Raw genomic sequence first — 22755 nt, 5'->3', positions numbered from 1 at the left:
CAACCATCAACCATCAACCATCAACCATCAACCATCAACCATCAACCATCAACCATCGACTGTCAACCATCAACCATCAACCATCAACCATCAACCATCAACCATCAACTGTCAACTGTTAACTATCAAAGTAGGAGTTTTGAAATGGAAACTAATGATTTAGGCTCGAACAGCGAAATTGCAGAGGCAACGCACAAACTAGAAATTAAACTCATTGCAGGTGGTTTAATTTTGGGTTTATTGGTAGCAGTCCCTCTTGTTTATGCGCCAGAGGTTCAAGCCGCTTCAGGTGCTACGAGCAATCCCTTAGAGTTAGTTTTGCAACAGTTCAGCCAGCAAGTAGAATCCCTGCATTCTTATGTAGAAAAAACGCTGATGGTCAAACTGCAAGATATTTCCAAAAATTTGGGTAACGATTTGCAGTCAGCCGTGAGTCAAGCTATGGGAGACTTGGGACTTCCCGACCCTGCAAAAAGCCGCTCCGCAGTGGAAAAAAGTATCGGTGCAAAAGATTTGCAGGTAAACAAAGCAACAGAATTAGCTAACGAAATTGACAGGGAATCTGCGAGGGCAACAGCAGCCGGAACGCTGTCAGAAGAAGGACAAAAGGAGCAAATTAAACAAGCTGCTGCAACGCAAGATTCTGTTGAAAAAGTGCAGCTATTCAGCGAACAAGCTCAAGTGGACGTGGTTACTCAAGACGTGATGAAGCGTTTAGCCAGTCAAAACAGCGAGATAGCCAACACCTTGGGTTCTGTTCGCGCAGATGCCTTGAAAGCTGAGCAGAGTCGAGCTCAAAGTAACGTCCTCCTCTCTAATATATCGAAGGCTCAAGACAGTCAAATTCAGCTTCAAAAGACCGAGCAAGCAGCTCAGGGATTAGGCAATTTGGAAACTGCATCACAAGCAAAGCTTTTTTAATTTTAGTTGTTTAACTGCCATGTTTTACTTCACTTTTTACTTCATCTTTTACTTTGCAACAGTAGGAGACGGCAATTTTGGTCAAGCTGTCACGGACATCACCAAGCAGGGAGAACAAGCCTCAAACCTAGTCAGTCAGTCGATGGACGGGCTGTGGAATGATGTTCTCGGAGGTGGTTTATATGCGGCAATTTGCAAACTGGGGTTGTTTTTTGCGATCGGCACTTTTGTTTTGTTCATGGTGAATTGGACAAAAGCTATGATGTACGATGAAAACATAGAAGCTTTCAGTGAGTTAATCTGGCCGATAATAGTCATCATATTTCTTAGCAATAGCGGCGCTAATTTGTCGAAAGGAACAATCGGCTTAAGAAATATAATTAACGAGGCCAACCGCTCTTTTTTAGAGTCAACCTCCGGCTCAATGGATTTGCAAGCTGCTTACAGGCAAGCGATGATGTCTGTTGGCATGAATGATGCTTTGAGGGGACAGCTTCAGCAGTGTTCGCTGGAGCCGCCTGCCTTGCAAAAAACCTGCCTTGAAAAAGTGCAAAAACAAGCAGAAAGTATGCCGAAATCCCCTTCGGGTGGCGGCTTGAATCCAAATTTGATAAAAGGTGCAGTGGATGGCGCAGTAGCTCAACTGCAAACACAGTTAGTTTTGTTTGTAAAAGGTCTGCTTTTAGCTTTTGGTATGGCATTTCAATGGATAGTAGAGATTTCGATGTTATTGACAGGTCTGTTAGGCCCTTTAGCAATGGGTGGGTCGCTTTTACCAGTTGGGCAGAAAGCTATTTTTGCTTGGCTTACAGGTTTTTTTAGCATTGGAATGGTGAAGATTTGCTTCAATATTATTTCCGGTCTGACAGCCACTTTATTTATCAATTCAAAATCGGGGCTGGATTTAGTATTTGCAATTTGCGTGGGGATTATTGCACCGGTGCTGTCATTAGTTTTGGCAGCAGGAGCGGGTATGGCAGTTTTTACAAGCCTGTCTACTTTGGGACAGACATTGATGTCTGGAGGGATGAGCTTTGCGGGTTCTGCCGCCGGACGGATTGCCGGGTCGTTTTCGGCTGGTAAGTCAGCAGCAAGCAAAGCAACTGATTCAGTAGTTGAAAGTACCGATTGATGCAATTTATGATGCGCTCGACCGAGTTTACCACGATGTAATTGATGAAGTTATGCTGACACGATTGATGATTAAGCAATTCATGCAATTTACGAAAATACGAGCGGTGTAATTTATGAAAATACGCTGGCTCCGATAGATGACTAGGCAATTGACGCAATTTATGAGAATGTAATTGACCCAATTCATCACATGAGCCTATTTACGACAATGTAATTAATCCGATTCACCATACGAGCCTATTTACGACAATGTAATTGATTTAATTAGAGAAGATTCAATTCACGCAAATTCACAAAGGAAAATACTGTTATGAATGCAGCAGAAAAAAATCATGATTTAAAACAAAAAAAGAAGAAATTAGATTTTTTGGATAGAGCTCGCAGCCCCTCGCAGCGTGATTGGTTGGGAGTAGTTTCGACCGCATCATTTTGCTGCCAGCTAGCAGTTCTGTTTGCGATGTTTTTGCTTTACGGGTCGATGTCGCGATTGGCTTCTAAGCCCGTGCCAACTCTGGTACAACTCAGCGACGGAGCTTCTTTTTCTGCGGCACCTATGGATGCGAAAGAGAGGTCAAGCCCAGCTATCAGCAGGTTTGTTTCTCAATCGCTTCACGCACTGCTGACTTGGGATGGCGCGTTGCCGGCGTATTCTCCTGAAGAACAAGTTAACCGCAAACCCGACCCGGGAATTGAGATCGCGAACGGAGGCAGGATCGCAACTGCTGCTTGGCAAGCGTGCTTTGTACTCTCTGAAGATTTTCGAGAACAGTTTCGTACTGCTCTCTCGAAAATGACCCCTCCAAGCGTCTTTAACGGTAGCGTCAAGGTGATATTTATTCTTACCGATTTGAGCGAGCCGGTGAAAATTGATGAGGGCAAGTGGAAAGTGCGAGTAGTTTCTTATTTGAATGTCTTGAATACTTCCGATGCAATGTCTCAAGTCATCCCATTCAATAAAGAGGTATTCGTTCGTTCTGTAGAACCGCCCAATTATCCTTTAGAAGCCGACGGCATTGTTAAAGCCATACACTCAATTAGGGCTTCTGGTTTAGAGATTTATGCAATCAGAGATTTAGATTTGGAGAACTTAAAATAAAAATCTCTGAACTTGTGTAGGTAGTAAAATAGTTAGAACTGGAGATTTAAGATGAAAGAATCTGAAGGAAAATATGCAGTGTTACCGGGAGGGAAAACCGATTCCGAAGCAGATATTTGGAACGAAGAGGAACTTGCTAAAATCTTGAATTTTGATGGGGTTTCTTTTAAGAAAGATTTAGATCCCGGTTTGGAATATGGTAGCCCTACTCGTAGTTCTAGAGAAAGTGAGTCTTCGAGTGAACCCGAAGGTGAGGGAGAGACAGAAGGTGAGACAGAAGGTGAGGCAGAAGATGAGGCAGAAGGTGAATTCTTCGGGCCACTGTCGGGCGTTTCTGGCTCAGAAGGTGTTGCAGCGGCACCCCGCCGAAATTCAATGGCGGATATGTTTGAAGATCCCAGCAATGCTGCTACGAAGCCGACTTTAGCCAAAAATCCGTTTGCCAAAGTTTCCGTGGTAGGAGCAATGCTGGGCGTGGCTTTTTTGATAGCAGCGGTTTTTTTAAGCGGGATTATGGGAGAAAAGAAGCCCGATACGGTCAAAGTGCAGGCAAGTCCTTCTCCCGAACCAAAACCCAAAGCAGAAGGTGGCGTAAAGCAGGATGTAGGCGATTACAAAACGCAGGCGGCTGTGGGTTCTCAGCAACAAAAACTGAGCGCGATCGAATCTGAAAGAAATTCCCGCGCACCGAAAACATCGAATTTGGCGGTTCCCAAGGATTCTCAGTTGGGTTCAAACCTGAAGTCTCCTAGCCCACAGAAAACGCCAGCACCCGCCGCGCCAGATCCAACCCCGGCCCCATCCGCGACTGTTTCGGATTCAGTTTCATTGCGGAGTCCGGCCGCAGCACCAGACCCGCCGCCCGATCGGTCTTACCTTCCCCCGCCACCCGCGAGAGTGCTGGATGTTGAGAGGCCAGCGCCGAGAATTCAACCGCCGCCAAGGGTGCAAAGTATTCCTGTCGTTCGGGAACAGCCACCAAGAATACAAAGCCCTTCGCCGACACCGGCCAGAGTGCCGCCGCCAGATCCCCATCGGCAGTGGGCCCAATTGGCAGCTTTGGGAAGTTTCGGACAGGGGTCTAAAAACGGGAGTTTGGAAGCTCCGACTCTTGCGAGTGCAAGCCCTTCTGTTTTAAATCCAGGGGCAGTTCGGAACGGGACTTTGGAAGCTCCGGCCGGAGTAAGTACAAGTCCTCCTGTTTTGAACCCAGGGGCAGTTCAGGAACAGCCCGTTCCCAGAGATGGAGTTACAAACTTTCGCTCTGCCGTTTCTGTTGCCGCTCAGGCTTCAAGTCCTAATGATTTGGGCGGCCGAGCAGTTCCACCTCCGACAGGTGAAACGGTTGCACCCGTAGACGCTCCGGGTCTAGTTGTTTTTGCGGGTCAGTCACTAGCCGGTACTCTTGCAGTCCCTGCTGTAGCATTTTCCGGCAGCTCTGCGTCCCCGTCTGAGGGTGTGGGCGAGAGGTTTGCTGTTTCTTTAAAAATGCCCCTGATGTCGCAAGATGGCACGGTGGCGCTTCCTCAAAGCGCTCTCATAATTTTTCAAGTAGACCGCGTACTTACCAACGGGTACGTGGAAGCTCATGCAGTGGCGGCGGTAGACGGTTTGGCTGAATACCGCTTGCCCCGCAATGCAGTGTCTGTCCGAGGGCGAAAGGGAGAACCGCTGATGGCAACGCGCCGCACTACAGGAGGTTCCGATCTGTTTCGGATGGATATGACCGCGTTTGTTTTAGGTGCTGCTCAGCAGGTTGGGGAACGGCTCAATCAACCTACGAGCGAATCTTCTACGCAAAGCGCATTTGGATCTTCGTCGAGCGTGACGAGGGGAAGTCCCAATATTTGGGGAGCCGTGATGCAGGGCGGTGCAACCCCGGTGTTGCAGCAAGTTTTGCAGCGCAACCAGCAAGCGTCTGCTGAAATTCAATCTCGGCCGCCTCTTTGGTACGTTCCGGCAAAAACTGAAGTGTTGATTTTTGTTAATTCCAGTTTTGAACTTGGGAGGTAAAAGTTGTGTTGAAGGTTCCGACAGTAGTTTGTGCGCTTTGTTTTTCGGTGCAGTCATCTGTGCTTGCAAATCCTGCGGTGTTGGCATCAGTTCCTGTATTGATTCCTTCGAGCAACACCGAATCAGTTCCTGTATTGATTCCTTCGAGCAACACCGAATCAGTTCCTGTATTGACTCCTTCGAGCAACACCGAATCAGTTCCTGTATTGACTCCTTCCCGCGACACGGTATCGGTAGAGCGTGCGCTGGGAAAGCTGGGGACTCCGTACCAGGTATTTTTGAGTCCCGGAATTGGAGTTAGCATCTCTGTCCCCGATGGGGAGTTCATAGAAAAAGTTTGGCTTGATGACCCTTCTGCAATAGTTGTCGATGCTAACGGTTGTTTGTCGGGTTTGCCGAGAATTGGTGAGTGCAAAGGCGAGGCGACAGCGTTACATCTGCGATCGATCGAGCGTTTGAATTTTCCGGGCGTTTTGGTTTCACATTCTTCATTGCTCTCAGTAATGGCAGCAACTGGTGGCGGAAAGCGCAATATTTATTTGTTTGAAGTGATACCGTCGGCTCGCGCAAAGCAAACAGTTTTTTCTATTGCTATAGAGAATCCGCAACCTGTTCCTGTCGCCCCGCAGGTAGAAGTACGTCCTACAGCGATCGCAGCTCTTGCTGTAGAAAGGGGAGCCGCGATCGCCACTTCGGCTTCGCTTTACCCCCAGAATTCACCTATTTGGAATAGAGTGCGAGATTTTGTGAGCCGTTTGAAGGGTGGTCAAAGTGTCAGGGCTGCTGCTGCCGCTTCAGGAGTTTCTTTGGAATTGCTGTACAAACTCCAAACTTTAGGAGTGTTATCCGGCTCAAATATTTAAAACTTTTGGGGGGTAAAACAATGATTTTCTTGGGTAAAACAATGAACACTTTGAGAAAGGTCAATACAAGAGATAAAGCAATATTTGGGCATTTGAAAACTTTCATTTCTGGCTTGTGGCTCTGCCTGTTTTTTAGTTTGATTTTAGTAGTCATAGGCATCAGCGTAAAAGCCCAAATTTTGCCTGCCCCCCAACAGGCGAGTCTTGGAGTACCCACATTTCCTTGGAATGGAACTCAACTGCCGGAGTGGAACAAAATTACATTCGGTTCGATGCCCGCCCTCAAAGAAGCAGGTAGTTTGTCAGTAGATCGGAGTAGTGTTCAATCCCTAGGTTTCGATCCTTCTCGCTCGTTTCCTGCTGGCACAACTTTGGACAAAGTGTTTAATTTGGGGGATTTCCAAGACAGTTTTAAAATTCAGACATTTAACCTAGAAAACATCTCCCAAATTGTCGGCACTAATTTAGACAGTTTGAAACTCTCAGATTTTGGCTTATCTAGCTTGCAAAACTTGACTTCTTTGGTGAAAGCAGTTCCAAATTTAGCTAATTTCCCGATCGCTCAAGTAAAACCAGTCTTGGATTTGCTGAAGACGAGCCTGAATTTTCAGCAATTGCAGCAGTTTAACCCCCAACAAACTTTAGGCTCTTTTCTCAAAGAATCTCCTCATTTGGGGAGCCTGTCGATGTCGAGTTTGCCCCTGCAAAATTACCCTCTCAAATCAATTCCCAATTTAGAAAAAACGCCTTTGGGAACTCTCGATAAATGGCAAGCAGCCAAGATTAGCGATGTTCCGGGTCTTAAGGATGTACCCCTATCCAAGCTTCCCGGCGGTATTTCTCCCGTCGGTACATCAGTCGGCACAGTAGATATCGTGTTTGGTACCAAAGAACAAAACAGAGCTCGAACCATGTCCGGTTCAGATGTCGAGGGTTTTGGAGTTCCCTGTCAGAAAGAATGCGCTCACGTTGAATTTTCCGGCTCGGAATTGGTGCGCGGCCGGCAGTGGGTTTCCGGCAAATACCAGACTGTTAAAGGAGGGCGCGGAATTCTTGGCAAAGTCAACGGCGGCAAAGAGCCGACCGGTAGGTTGCCATTCGGGCCTGCGTTCAAAGTAGCGGTGTGGGATGTTTCCGAGACTCAGGGCCGATTCACAACGGCGTTATTTTTGAGGTTTTGTTCGCGATCGGCATTTGTGGATTTGGGCTGTACGCCCTACTACCTCGGCCCGATTCCTTGGCTGGCTTACGAAGAGAAGTTCAGCGACGTGTTTTTGGGGTCTGTAGATGCAGTTTCTCCCAGTGCTGGAGGAGCCTCAACTCCCACTCATGCCGCGTCTCCTTCGACGCAAAAACGGGATGGCAGCAGCACCGATACAGATTCTGGCAACTCGGATACGTCGGTCGCAGGTGCATCCAAATCGGACACGTCGGTCGCAGGTGCATCCAAATCGGACACGTCGGTCGCAGGCACGTCCAAATCAGATACGTCCAGAGTCGGCACATCCAATTCAGATACATCCAGAGCATCCAATTCAGATACATCCAGAGCATCCAATTCAGATACATCCAGAGCATCCAACTCAGATACTCCCGCAAATTCCAGCGGTGTAGGAGCTCCGTATCAAGGCATTTCTCTCGATGCTTTGGGCAGTTCCATGCAGGGAATTGAGGGGAATTTCAATTCAGTGGGAACCCACACCTGCGACGGAACGGGCAACTGTGGCTCTGGTTTGGGCGCTTACGGACTCATGAGTTATAGGCCTGATGTTCGGTTCGCCATATCGTCTCGCCCTGGGGGTTCTGAGGTGTTATCGAAATTGGATAAAGGAGAAGCTGTGACTCCGGATCGCTTGAGTGAAGTTTTTCCTTCAGAAGCTCAGAAAGAAGTGTTTGAAGCGATCGCCAAAAGGTCGATCGATTCTGCCCTATCTCAGACAGATCCTCAGACCAGTCAACCATTTTCTGGTCAGCGGGCGATCGAAAGAATCGGGCAAATGCAATATGGAGGCCCAGCTATTCCAGTGGATTCTCCGGCATCAGATATTCGCGGTTATTACTCGGTGTTTGGTTACGGCAAAAAGGTAGCCGAATCTTATCAAAGTTTCAGCAAAGTGCGTTGAAGTCAAACAATTGAAGAATTGAACAATTGAAAAATTGACCGATTTGGAGATTGGTGATTTGTGATTGAAGAATTGAAAAGTTCAAGCATCTTAACTTTGAAAATAATACCGTATCCCTATTTTCAACTTTGCTTTCTGTCAAATATGTATTTTTTTGCACGTTGGAAGGAGAAACGACTTGATTAAAACTTGTGTCTCATTGATTAAAAATTGTGTCTCAAGAACGAATGTTTATCATTACGAATGCTGCGGGCAATCGTAAATAACAATTGATGTTCCATCTAGGAGGTTGTATGAACAATTTAGCGAAGGCGATAAGTGGGTTTAAGTTGAATTTGAGGCTTCGGTTGTATTTGGCAATAGCAGCGCTGGCGGTACTGTTGCTGTTGGGTTTTTCCGTGTTTCGGAATTTATCTGTTACGAATTCCGGTTTATCTACTTGGAGTAACGCATCACAAATAGAACCCAGCTTATTAAGTAATGTAGTTCAAGAAAATTACATTAATTCGGCTGGTGTCGAAACTTTTGATAAATCAAAAATGGAAGTTTTGCGGTTGCCTTTTGTTTCCAGCTCAGGTCGTGACTCTGCTCAGGTCTTTCGATTCAATTCTCAAAATTTATGCGGCGTCGGAGGCTGCTTGTATTCTATTTACATCGATCGACAAAAAGTGTTAAGCACGCTTTTGCGATCGGCCGAGCCAAAATTTAAGTTTTTGTCGGTGGTCAACAAAGGGATTCCGTGTTTAGCGATCGCACAAAAGAGTATTGATAACAGCGGTGAAGTAGAAAGTCAATACTGTTGGTTTGGTTCGAGTTTTTTGAGGGTAGAATAATGAATCGAGATAACGACTTGATTGTAACAGTAAATTACCCATCATTGGTAGGTTCCTCATCATTAGTAGGTTCCTCATCATTGGTAGGTTCCTCATCAGTAGGTTGGGAGTATCCCGATTTTGCAAAATCATCGCTGATATCCCTTGAAAGCCCTATACTGCCGTTGTATTTTGAGACAACTTGCAAAATCGGGATGCTCCCAGTAGGTTCCTTGTCATCAGTAGGTTCCTTGTCATCAGCAACTTCTTCATCATTAGGTTTATTGTCATCAGCAACTTCCTCATCATTGGTAGGTTCCTCATCCGCCGCAAGTTCCAGCGACGGGTTCCAGGCCGCTTTGAGCAATGCGATGACCTTTGCCAAATCTCAAAACGGCATGACTTTATTGGGATGCTTGGCCGCTGTTTTGATTTTGCAGATGTTTGGTGGGGGAAAAAAAGGCAAGATTGCCACATCTCGGTGGGCTGGCAAATCAGAAATATCGTCGGCCGGTCGCAAAGCCAAAAAGCAAATAGCTAAACCTACTCGAAACAGCGTTGCTTTGTACGTAGGACAGCCTGAGTTTATGGATGAAAAACTTAAAGCAATGTGGAGGGATGCAGGTTTGCTGCACGATAAACCACCCAACAAAATACACAGGACAGCAGCATGGATCGGCAAAATTGGCAGTACAGAGCGATCGTTTTATTTACCAGACGTGCAGCGAGGTGTTTCCGTAATTGGAGCTGCTGGTTGCGGCAAAACTTTTACAGTTATTGACCCGTTAATTAGATCGACTTTGGATCAGGGATTTCCCCTACTTTTGTACGATTTCAAGTATCCCGCACAGTGCAAAAGAGCCGTAGCTTACGCCATAAAGCGAGGCTATACAGTTAGAGTTTTTGCTCCCGGTCGTCCTGAATCAGAAACGTGCAATCCCCTGGATTTAATTAGAGATGAAGAAGATGCCGTTGCTGCGGGTCAGTTGGCACAAGTAATCGGTAAAAATTTTAACTCAGGAGGCGGCTCAGGAGATAAGTTTTTTGAAGAAGCAGGAGACAGTTTAGTTGAGGGTTTGTTGTTAGTAACAAAGGCTGTCGCGACTTTAACTGGTAAAAAAGAATACTGTGATTTGATGATGGCACAAGCGATTTTGAGCCTTTCTAATTTAGCCGGGAGAATGGATGAAGCTTCCAAAACTAAATTAAAAGTTTGGACAACACGCCCGCTTTCTCAGTTAATTAGCGTCAAGGATTCCGAAAAAACTGTTTCCGGTATTGTCGGTACGGCTCAGCGGATGTTTATGCGGTTTCTGAAAAAAGATTTTATTGGTGCTTTTTGCGGTGAAACTTCATTACCTTTAGATTTAGAAGGCAAGCAGATGATTATATTCGGCTTGGACAGGAACAATCGAGATATTGTCGGGCCACTGTTAGCAGCTATCCTGCACATGGTTGTCACCCGCAACGTTTCCCGCACTGTTCCCAGAAAGGATTGTTTGGTGGTAGCCCTAGACGAACTACCTACGCTTTATTTGCCAGCTTTAGTTAATTGGTTAAACGAAAATAGAGAAGACGGTTTTGTAGGCATTTTGGGCTACCAAAATATGGCGCAACTAGAGAAGTTTTACGGCAAAGACCTGGCGAGAGCCATAATTGGCGGTACGGCTCATAAGATTATCTTTAACCCGCAAGACCCGGAAAGTGCCAAGGTCTTTGCCGACTATTTGGGAGAAGAAGAAATTAGCTTTCGTTCTAAATCTACCAGTACGGGTAAGAGCGGTAATTCTACCAGTTACGGGGAACAAACCAATAAAAAATACTTGCTAGAACCCGCTCAATTTCTCAAGTTAGGAGTGGGTAGGGCAGTAGTAATTAATCCGGGGTATACCGAGGGCGGGCCTTCTAAAGAGGCTTACGTTCCCAGCATTCAAAGCATAAAAGTTCCGCAAGCCGACATCAAAGAGATGAGTTGGGCCGAGTCAAAATGGGACGCAATACGTAACACTTTGTTGGAGCAAAACAGTCGCCCCATTTCTGATGAAGAACGGCGACAGCAATTTGAAGAGCGCAGAAATCTTGCTGAAGAGCTATTTCCAGAGCCAGCAGAGTCGGGTGCTAAGGAACCTTCGATTTTATTCTAATCAGTCATGCTGATTTTGTTCCAGGTTCAGGTTTTATTCTAATCAGTCATGCTGATTTTGTTCCAGGTTCAGGTTTTATTCTAATCAGTCGTGCTGATTTGTTCCAGGTTCCGATTTTGTTCTAATCAGTCGTGCTGATTTTGTTCCAGGTTCCGATTTTGTTCTAATCAGTCGTGCTGATTTTGTTCCAGGTTCCGATTTTGTCCTAACCAGTCGTGCTGATTTTTTCCATTTGCCCTAATAAGTATTTGAAAGTGAGGTAACGTTAAATGCAATCTGTAAGTACAGGCGAAATAGTTTCATTTCAAGAGTCTTTTTTTAGATCCGTAGTTGCCGCTGTTGTCAGTGCTGAAATCGCTTTCAAGGAAGCAGAAGCAGAAGCAGCGCGACGGTTGCGGGAATTGACTCAACAAGAGGAAGATGAGCGCCACAAGTTAGAAGAAGAGGAAAGAAAAAGAAGTTTAGAAAGTGGGATGCAAATAAGCATGGGAGATGTCCTGCTTTTCGGGTATGCAGGCGGTTCCAAAATAGACACTCTTTCCGGTATGGCTGGTAGATTTTACAATCCAGGCTTGCCAAAAACTTTAGATGAACTTAAGAATGTTTCTGAAGGATCGGCATTGCCCGGTGCCGCTGATTTGCGAATTGATTTTGCGGGCAAACCTGTACTTCAAACTGATGCCGAAGGTACTGTTTTAGTTAATAAATTTGTAGGTGCTGGTTTTGAGTCAAATTATTTTGCGTCTTTTTTTAAAGTTCGCGACAGTCCGTCATTAAGCGAAGAACCCAAGCGCATTATTGAAGAACTGAATCGAGGTAAGCAAGTAGTTGTAGAACCTGTAAAGGAAGCTGTCGAGGGTTCTGTCGGAGAGAAGCAATCCGCTGTAAAACGGAGAAGTCGCACAGTAGCTACTCCAGATAAGTCGGTACTTTCGCCGTCATTCGCACCAATACTGGAAGCATCTCAATCATTTCAGTCTCAACCATCTCAATTTCACTCATTTCAACCTCAGTCATCGCAATCTCAACCATCTCAACCTCAGTCATCTCAATTTCACTCATCGCAATCTCAACCATCTCAATTTCAACCATCTCAATCATTGGGTAGCGATTCTAGATTGCGTTATGTAGTGGAGCATTTAGTTGAATTTTCAGCCTCAGTTGGTACGCCTGTTGAAGTGAAAGGGGCGCACTATATTTGGAAAGCCACTCCAGACGGTCGGTGCCGCATCGACGATCCAAATCGCCGCTGTTTGCTGATAGACGATGGTTGCGGAAACTTCCGCAGCCGCATGACTGAAGCAGATTTGGAGCGTTTTGAAAAAGCTCTTCCTGAATTGATGAAAATGAAGCCGAGTCAGTCTCGACCTTATGAGTCTAATTCTAAACAGTCGAAAAAAGCACAATTAGAACTTTAACTATCAGGATTTTGTGGTAGATAAATCCCCCACTAATTAGGGCAATGTAAAACAACGAGGATGATTTATGGCTCATACAAACGCACTGTCAGGCATTATGGCTTCTGCCGGTTGGGCAGTAGAATTTGTGGCTCCTTTGATAGAGCGACCCTCTGCATTTCAATTACTTGAAGAAGCTTCATTAGAATTTAAAATACCTTGCTATTTTTGGGACTTTGGTTCCTGTCGATTTCAAGATATTTCTCGTCCTCACAGTTTCGTAGCTCCCGATTGCTGTGGCATTTTTGATATTTTGAAGTATTTGTGCATAACAGACACTCCGGGTATATTTGTAATCGAGAATATGCAGGAACTCATGCAGATTCGCAGCATTTCCGATTTCAACTCAGAAGAAAGGCAACTGCAACTATCGGCAATAGTTGCCAATTTGTACTTTAAATTTGCAGCCAGCGATGGCAGTAATTTTTTAGTATTGCTTTCTACAAATGGGCTGCGGGTAGACGACTATTTAAAAGGTTTAGTACCTTCAGTCTTTTTGCCACTGCCCGACAGAGAGCATTTGGTTGAGTCAGCATCTCGATTGTCCGCAGAATTTGGTTTGGAGCAAGCCGATTCGGAACAGTTGATTAGCGCGATGTCTGGTTTGTTTTTGAAAGAAATTGCTAGGGGAGTAACTCTTTGGCAGCAGGGTTATTACGGAAATTCAGACATATGTAGTAGTCTGCGTCAGTATAAAATTGGCAAATTTCGGGAGTTGGGACTGACTTTTAAAGAACCTTCAATTTTGGGCGAGTTCGGGGGTTTAGACTTGCTGAGAAATGCCTTAGAAGACGTAAAATTTCAATTTTCTGGGATGGCGAGAAGCTTTTCTATTCCCCTGCCGAAAGGTTGGCTGTTGGTGGGGCCGCCCGGTACCGGCAAGACATTTGCCGCGTCTGTTTGTTCTTCTAAATTAGGCGTACCCTTGGTGAGCGTAGATGTGGGCGCTCTGATTGCTGGGGGAGCGGCGTATTTGTCCTGTGTTTTACAGCGAGTGGAAGCAATAGGAGCTAGCGTGCTCTATTTTGATGAGTTGGATAAGCTTTTTTCTTCTAATTCCAGTTCTCTTTCTGGCGAATCGGGCAACAGCATTCAAATTCTCGGCCAATTGCTGTCTTGGCTGCAAGATAAAACGGGTCACACTTTTGTAATTGCCACTCTCAACCGCCTTGCAGCACTACCCCCAGAGCTAACCCGTTCTGGCCGATTTGATGCGATTTTCTACGTGGGATTTCCGCAAGCCTGCGAGCGAAAGCAAATTGTGGAACTTCATGCTGCTCGTTTTGATAGCAGGTATAAGGATACTTCGGAATCTCCCCTTTCAGACCGCGATTGGCAGATTTTGCTGAACATGACCAACAATTTTGTTGGAGCAGAACTTGCCCGCATGGTAGAAGCCGCCGCTCAAAAAAAAGCTAGAGAAATAGCGAATATCTTGAGCGGTAAAAACTCGGAATTTTCGCTGTGGAACAAAAGAGATAGAGAGCAGATTCAAGAATTGAGGTGTTTGGTCAATTTACCCGAAAGCGATTTGTTGATTTTGCCTTTGTCAATCGAATCTAAAACTTTACATGGCATTGTCAGATTGGAACTGAATGATTTTTTAGAAGAGAGGAAGAAAATAACGCCTTTATTCGTAAGAGATACAGATAGAATCCTGGCAATGGAAAATTCATCGCGGTACGTTTCCGTGCCTGCTTCCAGTCCCGATACGAGTTTATTTGCACCCGTACTTTCTACTTTTTGGGGAGAGGAGGTATCAAGTAAATGTTGATAAATTGTTTCGACAACTTCGTCAGTGCCGACATATAAAACAGCAAAAAATGAGGGATTAAGTAAATGTTGATAAATTGGTTAAAGTTCGACTGGCAAAGATTTTCGGAAAAAGTGTTTATAGCCAACACTTTTTTGGGTTGGAGTTTGCTGCTTTTACTGCCTTCAGTTGTGGCGCTGCGAACATTCGTACAGTATAGCAAACGACAGGCGCAGTACCTGCAAGTAGGAGCTTATTTGATATCGGGAAGCAGGCGAATTGAGTTAGAAATAGCCCACAGTTCTGAGGAGAAAGAGAAGGGTTTGCAGTTTCGACCGCCACTTCCGAGCAACCGGGGAATGATGTTTGTTGTAGACCCTCCAGTATCTGTAGCAGTGGTCATGCCGAATATGGAAGCTTCTCTTGATGTGGTGTTTTTGCGCTCTGGGACTGTTGTAAAAATGGCATCGAATGTTAAATCATGTTTGCTTCGTCGCGGTGCGGCGCATTCTGATTGTAAACCCGTTTATTACCCGCATCCGGTGGATACAGTTTTGGAATTGAGGGCAGGTACTTTAAGGGAATTAGGCGTACATCCCGGTTCTGAATTAATTGTAGTCAAACGCAGTCATTAGACTGCATCAATCATTAATTCTTGGTTGTTTTTGAGGAAAAAAATCATGAAATTCTCAACTTTCTGGGGAGCCATTTTAACTGCATCGATTTTCTTAGTAGTTGCTAAGCCTGTTGTTGCAGCCGTACTGAAGAATAACGAACCCGTTGTTGGTGCCGTAAGAACGACTAGCCCAATTTATCGTTTTACCAACTTTTGGGAAAGCAGCAATCCTGTCCAGCAACTTCGAGGAGAGGAGCATTTATTTGGAGCGAATGCAGGTGAAAAAGTTCTGTTTGATTTTAGAGCAGAGGTACGCGGTTTCAATCCAGTTTTTGCAATTTTTGATTCTTCAAACCGACAGGTGGGTTTCAGTCAGTATCCCTATTTTACGTTTTTGCCAGCATCGAGCGGTTATTACAAAGTAATCGTGATGTCTAAAGACCCTTCGATGGTTCCAAATCGCTATTCGCTGCGGGCTACAGCAGTTTCTGCGACTTCGCCAACGCAGCCGTCGAATTTGCCTTCAGCAGTTCCTGGTATCTCGCCAACACAGCCATCGAATTTGCCCCCGACCGATGGGTTGGGTTCTGACGTTGCAGGTTTTTTAAGCGCTCAGCCGTTTGGAGAAGTACCTTTTCTTCCTGCTACCAATACCCCCGCTCCAAGTAGCAATTCCAGTTTTGGTGGCGGTTTTGTAGAGTCGTTGGAGCGACCAAGCGTTTCAGCTAATTTCGGCAACTCTTTCAGTTCACCAGGGGGGTTGGAGCGACCTGTTAGTCAGCCTCCGAATTTTACCTTGAGTTCTCCATCTGCGACAGGACAAAGCTGTCGCACATATTCGGTCGGCACTGTGATGTTTGGAGGTGCAATGGCAGCGCGTTATTATACTTATTGCTTGTTGCCAACGGCAATTTCTCCAACTGCGACTCCTTCTATTCCTGCTTCCTCAAATACAGTTGCTTCACCGCAACCAGTTAATAATTCATTCCCTTTTCCCCCAACGGTAAATCCTGCTTCTTTGCCTGCGGTTATCGGTAACACAGGAGTCGAAAGCGGCGGTACAGCTCCTGTAAACTCTGAAAATTATCGTCCATCTTCAGAGTTTTATCCTTATTGAGTTTAATGATAAAATACCCCGATTTTACGGGGTATTTTACATAAACTTAAGAATTAATAATTAGTGTATAGCCTTTCTCAAAAAGATGAGGTACGCCAGATTCTATGAAGCTCAAGGTTTTTGAGCTTTGATATATACCTCATCCAAGGTACTGGCATCTCTGCACCAGATACCTTCGTCCGCATGGCTGCTAATCAAGAATTACTGACCATTCTGTCTAATGTGCCAGCTATAGCAATCCTAAATCATTTGTGAATTTCTTATTCCCTCCCCTTAGTAAGGGGAGGGTTGGGGCGGGGTAAAAAGATTTACGACTCATTTAGGATTGCTATAGTTCTATTACGGATGCTGCATTTGCCATTATGGAAACTTGAATAGCAGTGACTCCGTTACATCCCATCAACGCGAGTCAACTAATATCTCAGGGCTTAGGCAACAGTAATTCCAGACAGTGCAAAGCAAAAGTTTTTTATATGCCCGAAGTGATGAGCTTCGGGATACTCTGTCGCGGTTAACTGGGCAATTTTTTTATCTAAAATCATCATTCAAGTCCAAGGAAATAACTCGATCGGGCGCGAGAAGACCTCCGACTTTGATGACTTGCAATTCTCCGGTTTCGTGAGGGTACTGTGCTTTCACTCGGGCAATTGCTGCATCTAAAGTAGAAGCCCGAGCAATATACACCTTTTCCCTAGAGTTTAGCACCCAAATAGGTTGGGGCCACTTATGCCGGGGTTGTAAAATTGAATTGTGAATTACTTGGCGAGTATACAGAACAATTTGCTCGATCGCACTTAACGAACAAAACTCCCCCAATTCCGATTCAATACACTGTTTGAGTTCTGGCCTGGGAATGTATTCTGCAACTGATTCTTTGGGCGTTAATTTCGGTTGGGGATTCGACGATCGAGTGCTTTCTTGCACTACTAGCGATTCTACAAAATAACTCACTTGGGTGACGATCGAGTCAAAATCTACCTCCATCAATAAATGACCTAAATACTCCCTCAACAAACTTCTTAACTTCTCATCGGATATATTGATGCCACAGGTTTTTAAATAAAGTGAAGGTCGATCTCCTAAATTCCGGCCGCAGCCAACTTCTCCGTTAGCTGCATCTTCAGCTTCTACCAGTTCCATCAAACGCTGGTGGCGGGTTGTATCGTCTGTTGCGGGTTGAGGCTCGGAGGGAATTGATTTACTCATCTGTCTGTCCTCAATGTTTCAAAGTAATTAAGATTGTCGGGTTCTTCAGGATCTGGACCGCAGTCTAGCAGCCCCACTCTCAATTTTCTATAAAATACTAGCGCACCAGGCAATGCGTGCAAGCCTATTCTCCCTTGGTATCCTAATTCTTCACTGCGGGCGATCGCAAAATCTATCAGAGTTCCACCTACTCCTTTATAAGTAGGTGGAACTCTGATAGCAAGTCGGTTCCAAGGAGCCGTTGCTAGGGCCCTGATATACACCAATCTATGTCTTAATTGAGACTCAATATAGCAGCGTTTTTTTAGGATATCAATTGTCATTAAACCCTGAGTTGTGCCATCACACTCAATGGCATATAGTTCATCTCCCGGTAAAAATTTAGTTCGATAACTTTTGCTCACCCAATCCCAGTATTCATATTCTTCCCCCACTACCTCTAAGGATTGGTTCCCACAGGGTAGCGGCATCTTCTAAATGCTTTTGGGTAACAGAGGTCAGGATGGCATCAACCACCTGCATATCTCGAACTCGAAGAAGCTGGATGGGGCGATTCAATTGCAACACCTAACTCGATAACTAGATTATAGCGTAATACAGTTTCTAAAGTTGATAAATTTATGTATGAGTGGGCGATACACACCTGGAATTAACTGAATAGTAAGGGGTTTGGAAACAACGTTTGGGATGACTACCGCGCCCTTGATAGCTACAGGCATACAGCTATGGGTAATACCTGGATGCAGTACAAAAAAGAAACTACAAAATATGAATGTCAAGTTTAATTACCCAGCTTGAATTGAGGCGAACCCGTTTATTACCCGCATCCGGTGGATACAGTTTTGGAATTGAGGGCAGGTACTTTAAGGGAATTAGGCGTACAGCCCGGTTCTGAATTGATTTTAGTGAGGCGCGCAAATCCCTGATTGATTTGGTGACATTTTCGTGGTTGGGGGGCGATTCCCGACGGGATAGGTGCGCTTCACGGTTTTTTTTATGGGTTTGGGAGAGTGGGGGCGATCGTTCAGCATAGATATGCCTTAAGGAATATGGTAAACTCCAAAACATCCGGCTGAGGCTGCCGGAGGAGCGAAGGTGTAAAATAATCACACTTCTTGAACATCGATAATCAAGGACAAACTAATGCCCCCAATCCGTAGATTAACTGACTTAGAAAAAACCTTAGAATTGCGATACGAGACACTTGGTGAGGCGGAGAAAGATCTCGCCATGACCACAAATACTTTTGAAATAACCAGTATCAAACAGCGCATCCGAGAACGAGTTCTACCAGATATTCGCAAGTGTGAGGCTGAATATTGGCAGCTTCTGGCGCAAGAAGCACGTACTTGTGATGTTGCAGAAGCTGAAGCCAGTGATGCCATCATCGAAGTTGTGCAGGAAGCGGAATTGATTCAAAGCCAACCTGATAAATATCCTGCTGAGCTGATGCAGAAGCTGCAAGCAATTCTAGATAAACTGAACGAACCCGGTCAACTTGCAGCAGGGAAAGCAAAGTTGGTTTTATCTCTAATTCCTGGACTTGTTTCCTATGAATTAGAGATGGATACAGAAAGTTCGTTGAGAAGGGTTTTTCAGCCCATTAAACGAATGTATAAAAAGGCATTTGACGAGGGAAAGTAGGTAGCTCCGATACTTCTTGCCCGTATCGGGGCTTGTCAGCATTCCGAGAAGAAGATAAAGACGTATTTTTTGGACGAGAAAATTTCGTGCAGCAATTGGTCGATGCTGTACTAGAAAAACCTTTAGTGACGGTTCTTGGGGATTCTGGAAGTGGCAAATCTTCCGTAGTTTATGCGGGATTGTTTCCGTTGCTACGGAAGAAAGGCAACTGGTTGATCGACTCATTCCGTACTGGCAATGAAAACAAAAGTCCTTTCTTTAACTTAGCATCAGTGCTGATTCCTCGGTTGGAAAGTCAGATGAGCTATGTAGATCAAAAAAAGGAAGCCAGTAAACTCGCAATCGAACTTCAGACAGGAAGTTTCCAGTTATCAGATGTGATTTCCGATATATTGCAAAAAAATCAATGCGATCGCATATTATTGTTTGCCGACCAGTTTGAGGAACTGTATACCCGTTGCGAGAATCAGGAAGAACAACACAGCTTTTTAAATCAAATATTGCAAGCTGTTAATCAAAGCAATAACAAATTTCATTGTGTCATAACTCTTAGGGCTGACTTTTTGGGTAAAGCTCTCTCTTATAGACCGTTTGCGGATGCGTTGCAAAATGCGGATCTAAAATTGGGACCTATGAACCGTGCTGAATTGAAAAAAGTTATAGAAAAACCTTCCCAGGCAAAAGGTGTAGAAATTGAATCGGGACTCACCGAACGTATTCTCAATGCGGTAGAGGGAAAGCCAGGGAATCTTCCCTTGCTCGAATTTGCTTTGGAAAAGTTGTGGAAGCAGCCTCAAGGAATGTTCAGCATTGAGGCTTATGAAGCTATTGGTGGTGTGGAGAATGCGCTAGCTGAAGATGCAGAGAAAGCATACAATAATTTAACGGAAGAAGAAAAGCAAAAAGCGCAACAAATTTTTATTCAGTTAATATATCCAGGAGAAGGAATCGAGCATACTAGAAGGCTGGCAACTCGTGCAGAAGTAGGGGAAGACAATTGGAATGTGGTTACAACGTTTGCCAATCGGCGTCTGATTGTTACAGGAATCCAAGAAGTTGAAAAAAAATCCGACTCTAGTTTTCAATCTCCAAGTTCTGAATTTGTTGAACGGGAAGAAACTGTTGAGCTGATTCATGAAGCTCTTATTCAGAAATGGGAACGCTTGCAGAAATGGATAGATGGCGATCGCGAATTTCGCACCTGGCAAGAACGAATGCGGGTGTATATGAGTCCGTGGATAATTAATAAAAAAGATAAAGGCTATATTTTGCAAGGGGTTCCTCTAACTGAAGCTAAAACATGGCGTGACGATCGGGAAAATTATCTCAGTCCTGACGAACGAGAATACATTGATGAAAGTTGGAAATGTTTTCAAGACAAGGAATTTGAGGAACGCATATTAATTGAAGCTAATGAAACCTTAGCAGATGCGAATCGGAAAGCAAAACTAAGAATCAAGATAGGAACTATCATTGGTTTACTTGTGGCTGTTGTATTTGGATCGTCAGCAAAAATATCTTTTGACAAACAGCAAGAAGCTCAAAAAGGTACACAGCTAGAGCAGGCAGGTGTTAACGCCTTATTCCAGTTCAAATCAGGAGAGTTAAGTTCTTTAGTCTCGGCAATGCAAAGCACTCAAGACTTACAAAACTTGATTGGGAATAGGCGTGATCTCAAAGATTATCCTGCTGTGAGTCCAGTATTGGCAGTACAAAAAATCCTGGATGATATTCACGAACAAAATTATTTTGAGGCGGGACAGGGTGAGGTCAAAGGTGCTGTATTTCTGCCAGGAGACAAAGGCTTTATAACCGCTGGCGAAGGCAAAGAAAACAAAGAAGATACTCTTCAAATGTGGAACTTGGCTGGTAAAAAAGAAGTAAGCCTTAAAGGGCATGAGGGAGGTTTTGAGAGTGGTGTGAATACCGTAAGTGTTGGAGGAAATGCCCAGAATCCAGTCATTGCTAGTGCGGGTGAAGATGGGACAGTGCGGCTGTGGGATAAATCGGGCAAGCAAATTAAGCAGTTGCTGGCTAACGGCAAGCAGAACAACGAGAGTTTTAGCGCGATCGCAGTTAGTCCTGATGGTCAGAAAATCATCGCAGGAAAGGGCAACGGCACGGTTTATCTGTGGGATAAATCTGGCAAGCAACTCAAAACTTGGGCAGCTCATGGGAACAAGGTAACAGCAATTTCCTTTAGTAAAAATGGGCAAACACTCGCAACGGCTGGAAATGATGGACTGGCTAGGATTTGGACGATTACGGGAAATAAGCTGGGTGAACTCAAACATCCGCAAATCAAAAAAATGTTGGGAGTAAGTCTGAGTCCAGATGGCCAGTTTGTGGCAACGGCTTCGGATGATAATCGAGCCAGAATTTGGACAGTGAATGGGCAAGAAGTCCGGCGACTAGAAGGGCATCAAGGATGGGTGATGGTGGTTAATTTCAGCCCTGATGGTAAGAGTGTCGCAACCGGATCTGATGACGGGAGTGTGAAGTTGTGGAATTCCAAAACGGGGCAGCAAATCCAAGATTTTCGAGGGCATCGAGGGGTGGTTTTGACTGCTAGTTTTAGCCCAGATGGGAAGCGATTAGTATCTGCGGGGCGAGATGGATTTGTGCGGTTGTGGAATTTGGCAGATAAGCCTTTACAGCGACTTGAATTGACTGGGTTTAAGGATGATGTGAATGCGATCGCATTTAGTCCCGATGGAAAAACTATTGCAGGTGCAGGCGATGAAGGTGTTATGCGGCAGTGGGATGCTACATCTGGAAAGGAAATGAAGGTTTGGAAAGAAGCAATTGTTGAGAATAAAAAGGTGCAGGATATTGCCTTTAGTCCAGATATTAAGGATGGTAAATTCATTGTGGCAGGTGGAGAAACAAATACTGCCAGAGCATGGGATTTGGCAGGAAGTTTGACTAAACCACAAGCAGAGCTGGGAGGCAACGAAGAGAAGCAAGAGCTAGATCAAATCGGTATTGCCAGTGTTGCTGTGAGTCCCAAAAGCCAGTTGATTGCGACGGGTAGCTATGACAAGACGATGCGGATTTGGAAGCCTAAAAGCCCGAATGGGGAATTGGTGGCGACGATTCCAAAACAGGAAGGGGTAGTATCTCGTGTGGTGTTCACCTCCGATGGAAAGCGGATTGTGACTGCGGATTGGGATGGTAATGTGGCGATGTGGGATTTAGCTGGTAAGCAAATTAGCAAGTGGCAGAAGGTGCATAAGAATCAAATTCGGGGATTGGGAATTACGCAGGATGGGAATCGGATTGTGACGGCGGATAAGAGTGGTGATGTGAAGATTTTGGATAGTTCAGGCAAGCCAAAGAAAGAATTTTTTAGCTATCAAAACGGGATTAATCAGTTGATACTTAGCCCGAATGATAAATTGATTGCGACTGCGGGGATGGATGGCACAGTAAGGCTGTGGGATTTTGAGGGTCGTCAGGTAGCAGAATTCCGAAATCCAAAGGGAGCGATTTGGGGGGTTGCATTTAGTCCAGATAGTCAGCAGATTGCGCTAGCTGGCGATCGAGGGTTTGTCAGCGTCCACGCAATTGAGTCACTGCCGAGTTTGATGCAGAAGGGCTGTGGGTGGCTGCAAGATTATCTGAAGTCTCATCCTGCGGAGAAAGATACTCTTAAGGTATGTCAATGAAAACCTATGACTGCACATAGCTTCATTGTTTTAACTATTTTAATTACGTCAATAGACCTCTCCTGAAAATAAAGTTAAGGGCTGCTCGTGTCACCTACCAGACAAGATTCTTTGGAGAGGCTTATCGAGGCTAAGTTTAGATATACACGCTCAGAACTTATGCAAAAAAAACCGGTTTATATGACAAT

17 protein-coding genes and 1 pseudogene are annotated in these 22755 nt (G+C 44.9%); 14 read left to right on the top strand and 4 right to left on the bottom strand.

The window, feature by feature from the left end:
• The 4 genes and pseudogenes from JGK11_RS17020 to JGK11_RS17005 form a co-directional block, all read left to right on the top strand.
• Nucleotides 1–921: pseudogene (locus JGK11_RS17020) on the top strand (hypothetical protein); the annotation flags it as partial.
• 19 nt (nt 922–940) lie between these two features.
• Nucleotides 941–2053, top strand: coding sequence for a hypothetical protein (locus JGK11_RS17015; protein ID WP_293212362.1), 1113 nt, complete (start codon nt 941–943; stop codon nt 2051–2053).
• 312 nt (nt 2054–2365) lie between these two features.
• Complete coding sequence (locus JGK11_RS17010; RefSeq protein ID WP_293212361.1) at nt 2366–3151, top strand: hypothetical protein; 786 nt, start codon at nt 2366–2368, stop codon at nt 3149–3151.
• Between the two features lie 51 nt (nt 3152–3202).
• Entirely contained in the window at nt 3203–5164 is a 1962-nt protein-coding gene (locus tag JGK11_RS17005; protein WP_293212360.1) for a TrbI/VirB10 family protein, read from the top strand.
• Here JGK11_RS17005 and JGK11_RS17000 read toward each other — a convergent pair.
• A complete protein-coding gene (locus JGK11_RS17000; RefSeq protein ID WP_293212359.1) occupies nt 5136–5468 on the bottom strand; it encodes a hypothetical protein in 333 nt (110 codons plus the stop codon). The two genes, JGK11_RS17005 and JGK11_RS17000, sit on opposite strands and share 29 nt — an antisense overlap.
• Between JGK11_RS17000 and JGK11_RS16995 the strand changes: the two genes are divergently transcribed.
• From JGK11_RS16995 to JGK11_RS16985, 3 genes are all read left to right on the top strand, one after another.
• Nucleotides 5443–6027, top strand: a complete 585-nt coding sequence (locus tag JGK11_RS16995) for a hypothetical protein (RefSeq protein ID WP_293212358.1) — start codon at nt 5443–5445, stop codon at nt 6025–6027. The two genes, JGK11_RS17000 and JGK11_RS16995, sit on opposite strands and share 26 nt — an antisense overlap.
• A gap of 41 nt (nt 6028–6068) precedes the next feature.
• Nucleotides 6069–8150, top strand: coding sequence for a hypothetical protein (locus JGK11_RS16990; RefSeq protein WP_293212357.1), 2082 nt, complete (start codon nt 6069–6071; stop codon nt 8148–8150).
• Nucleotides 8151–8443: 293 nt separating this feature from the next.
• On the top strand, nt 8444–8983 hold the full coding sequence (locus tag JGK11_RS16985) for a hypothetical protein (RefSeq protein WP_293196100.1): 540 nt from the start codon (nt 8444–8446) through the stop codon (nt 8981–8983).
• A 34-nt stretch (nt 8984–9017) separates the two neighbouring features.
• Here JGK11_RS16985 and JGK11_RS16980 read toward each other — a convergent pair whose 3' ends face one another.
• Entirely contained in the window at nt 9018–9347 is a 330-nt protein-coding gene (locus tag JGK11_RS16980) for a hypothetical protein (RefSeq protein ID WP_293204178.1), read from the bottom strand.
• Here JGK11_RS16980 and JGK11_RS16975 point away from each other — a divergent pair.
• The 5 genes from JGK11_RS16975 (at nt 9334) to JGK11_RS16955 (ending at nt 16049) form a co-directional block, all read left to right on the top strand.
• Nucleotides 9334–11106: a type IV secretion system DNA-binding domain-containing protein gene (locus tag JGK11_RS16975; RefSeq protein WP_293212356.1), complete on the top strand. Its 1773-nt coding sequence runs from the start codon at nt 9334–9336 to the stop codon at nt 11104–11106. The two genes, JGK11_RS16980 and JGK11_RS16975, sit on opposite strands and share 14 nt — an antisense overlap.
• Before the next feature lie 269 nt (nt 11107–11375).
• On the top strand, nt 11376–12524 hold the full coding sequence (locus tag JGK11_RS16970; RefSeq protein ID WP_293212355.1) for a hypothetical protein: 1149 nt from the start codon (nt 11376–11378) through the stop codon (nt 12522–12524).
• A gap of 67 nt (nt 12525–12591) precedes the next feature.
• Complete coding sequence (locus JGK11_RS16965) at nt 12592–14337, top strand: AAA family ATPase (RefSeq protein WP_293212353.1); 1746 nt, start codon at nt 12592–12594, stop codon at nt 14335–14337.
• Between the two features lie 65 nt (nt 14338–14402).
• The gene (locus JGK11_RS16960) at nt 14403–14951 is read left to right on the top strand and encodes a DUF192 domain-containing protein (protein WP_293212351.1); all 549 of its coding nucleotides are present in this window, start codon (nt 14403–14405) and stop codon (nt 14949–14951) included.
• A 45-nt stretch (nt 14952–14996) separates the two neighbouring features.
• Nucleotides 14997–16049: a hypothetical protein gene (locus tag JGK11_RS16955; protein ID WP_293212350.1), complete on the top strand. Its 1053-nt coding sequence runs from the start codon at nt 14997–14999 to the stop codon at nt 16047–16049.
• 528 nt (nt 16050–16577) lie between these two features.
• Here the strand turns inward: JGK11_RS16955 and JGK11_RS16950 are convergent.
• Together JGK11_RS16950 and JGK11_RS16945 are read right to left on the bottom strand one after the other, a co-directional pair.
• A complete protein-coding gene (locus tag JGK11_RS16950) occupies nt 16578–17255 on the bottom strand; it encodes a hypothetical protein (protein WP_293212349.1) in 678 nt (225 codons plus the stop codon).
• The gene (locus JGK11_RS16945; protein ID WP_293212348.1) at nt 17252–17725 is read right to left on the bottom strand and encodes a GNAT family N-acetyltransferase; all 474 of its coding nucleotides are present in this window, start codon (nt 17723–17725) and stop codon (nt 17252–17254) included. The genes JGK11_RS16950 and JGK11_RS16945 overlap by 4 nt, the downstream gene beginning before the upstream one ends.
• Before the next feature lie 673 nt (nt 17726–18398).
• On the opposite strand from JGK11_RS16945, the gene JGK11_RS16940 reads away from it, so the two are divergent.
• Both JGK11_RS16940 and JGK11_RS16935 read left to right on the top strand, forming a co-directional pair.
• Nucleotides 18399–18899: a hypothetical protein gene (locus JGK11_RS16940; RefSeq protein ID WP_293212347.1), complete on the top strand. Its 501-nt coding sequence runs from the start codon at nt 18399–18401 to the stop codon at nt 18897–18899.
• A gap of 32 nt (nt 18900–18931) precedes the next feature.
• A complete protein-coding gene (locus JGK11_RS16935; RefSeq protein WP_293212346.1) occupies nt 18932–22567 on the top strand; it encodes a hypothetical protein in 3636 nt (1211 codons plus the stop codon).
• Nucleotides 22568–22755 lie beyond the last annotated feature (188 nt).

The sequence above is a fragment of the Microcoleus sp. PH2017_34_RAT_O_A genome (assembly GCF_020737885.1).
In the GTDB taxonomy this organism is placed as follows: domain Bacteria; phylum Cyanobacteriota; class Cyanobacteriia; order Cyanobacteriales; family Microcoleaceae; genus Microcoleus.
The sequence above is the reverse complement of the archived record's forward strand: the minus strand, read 5'-3'. Positions and strand labels throughout refer to the sequence as shown.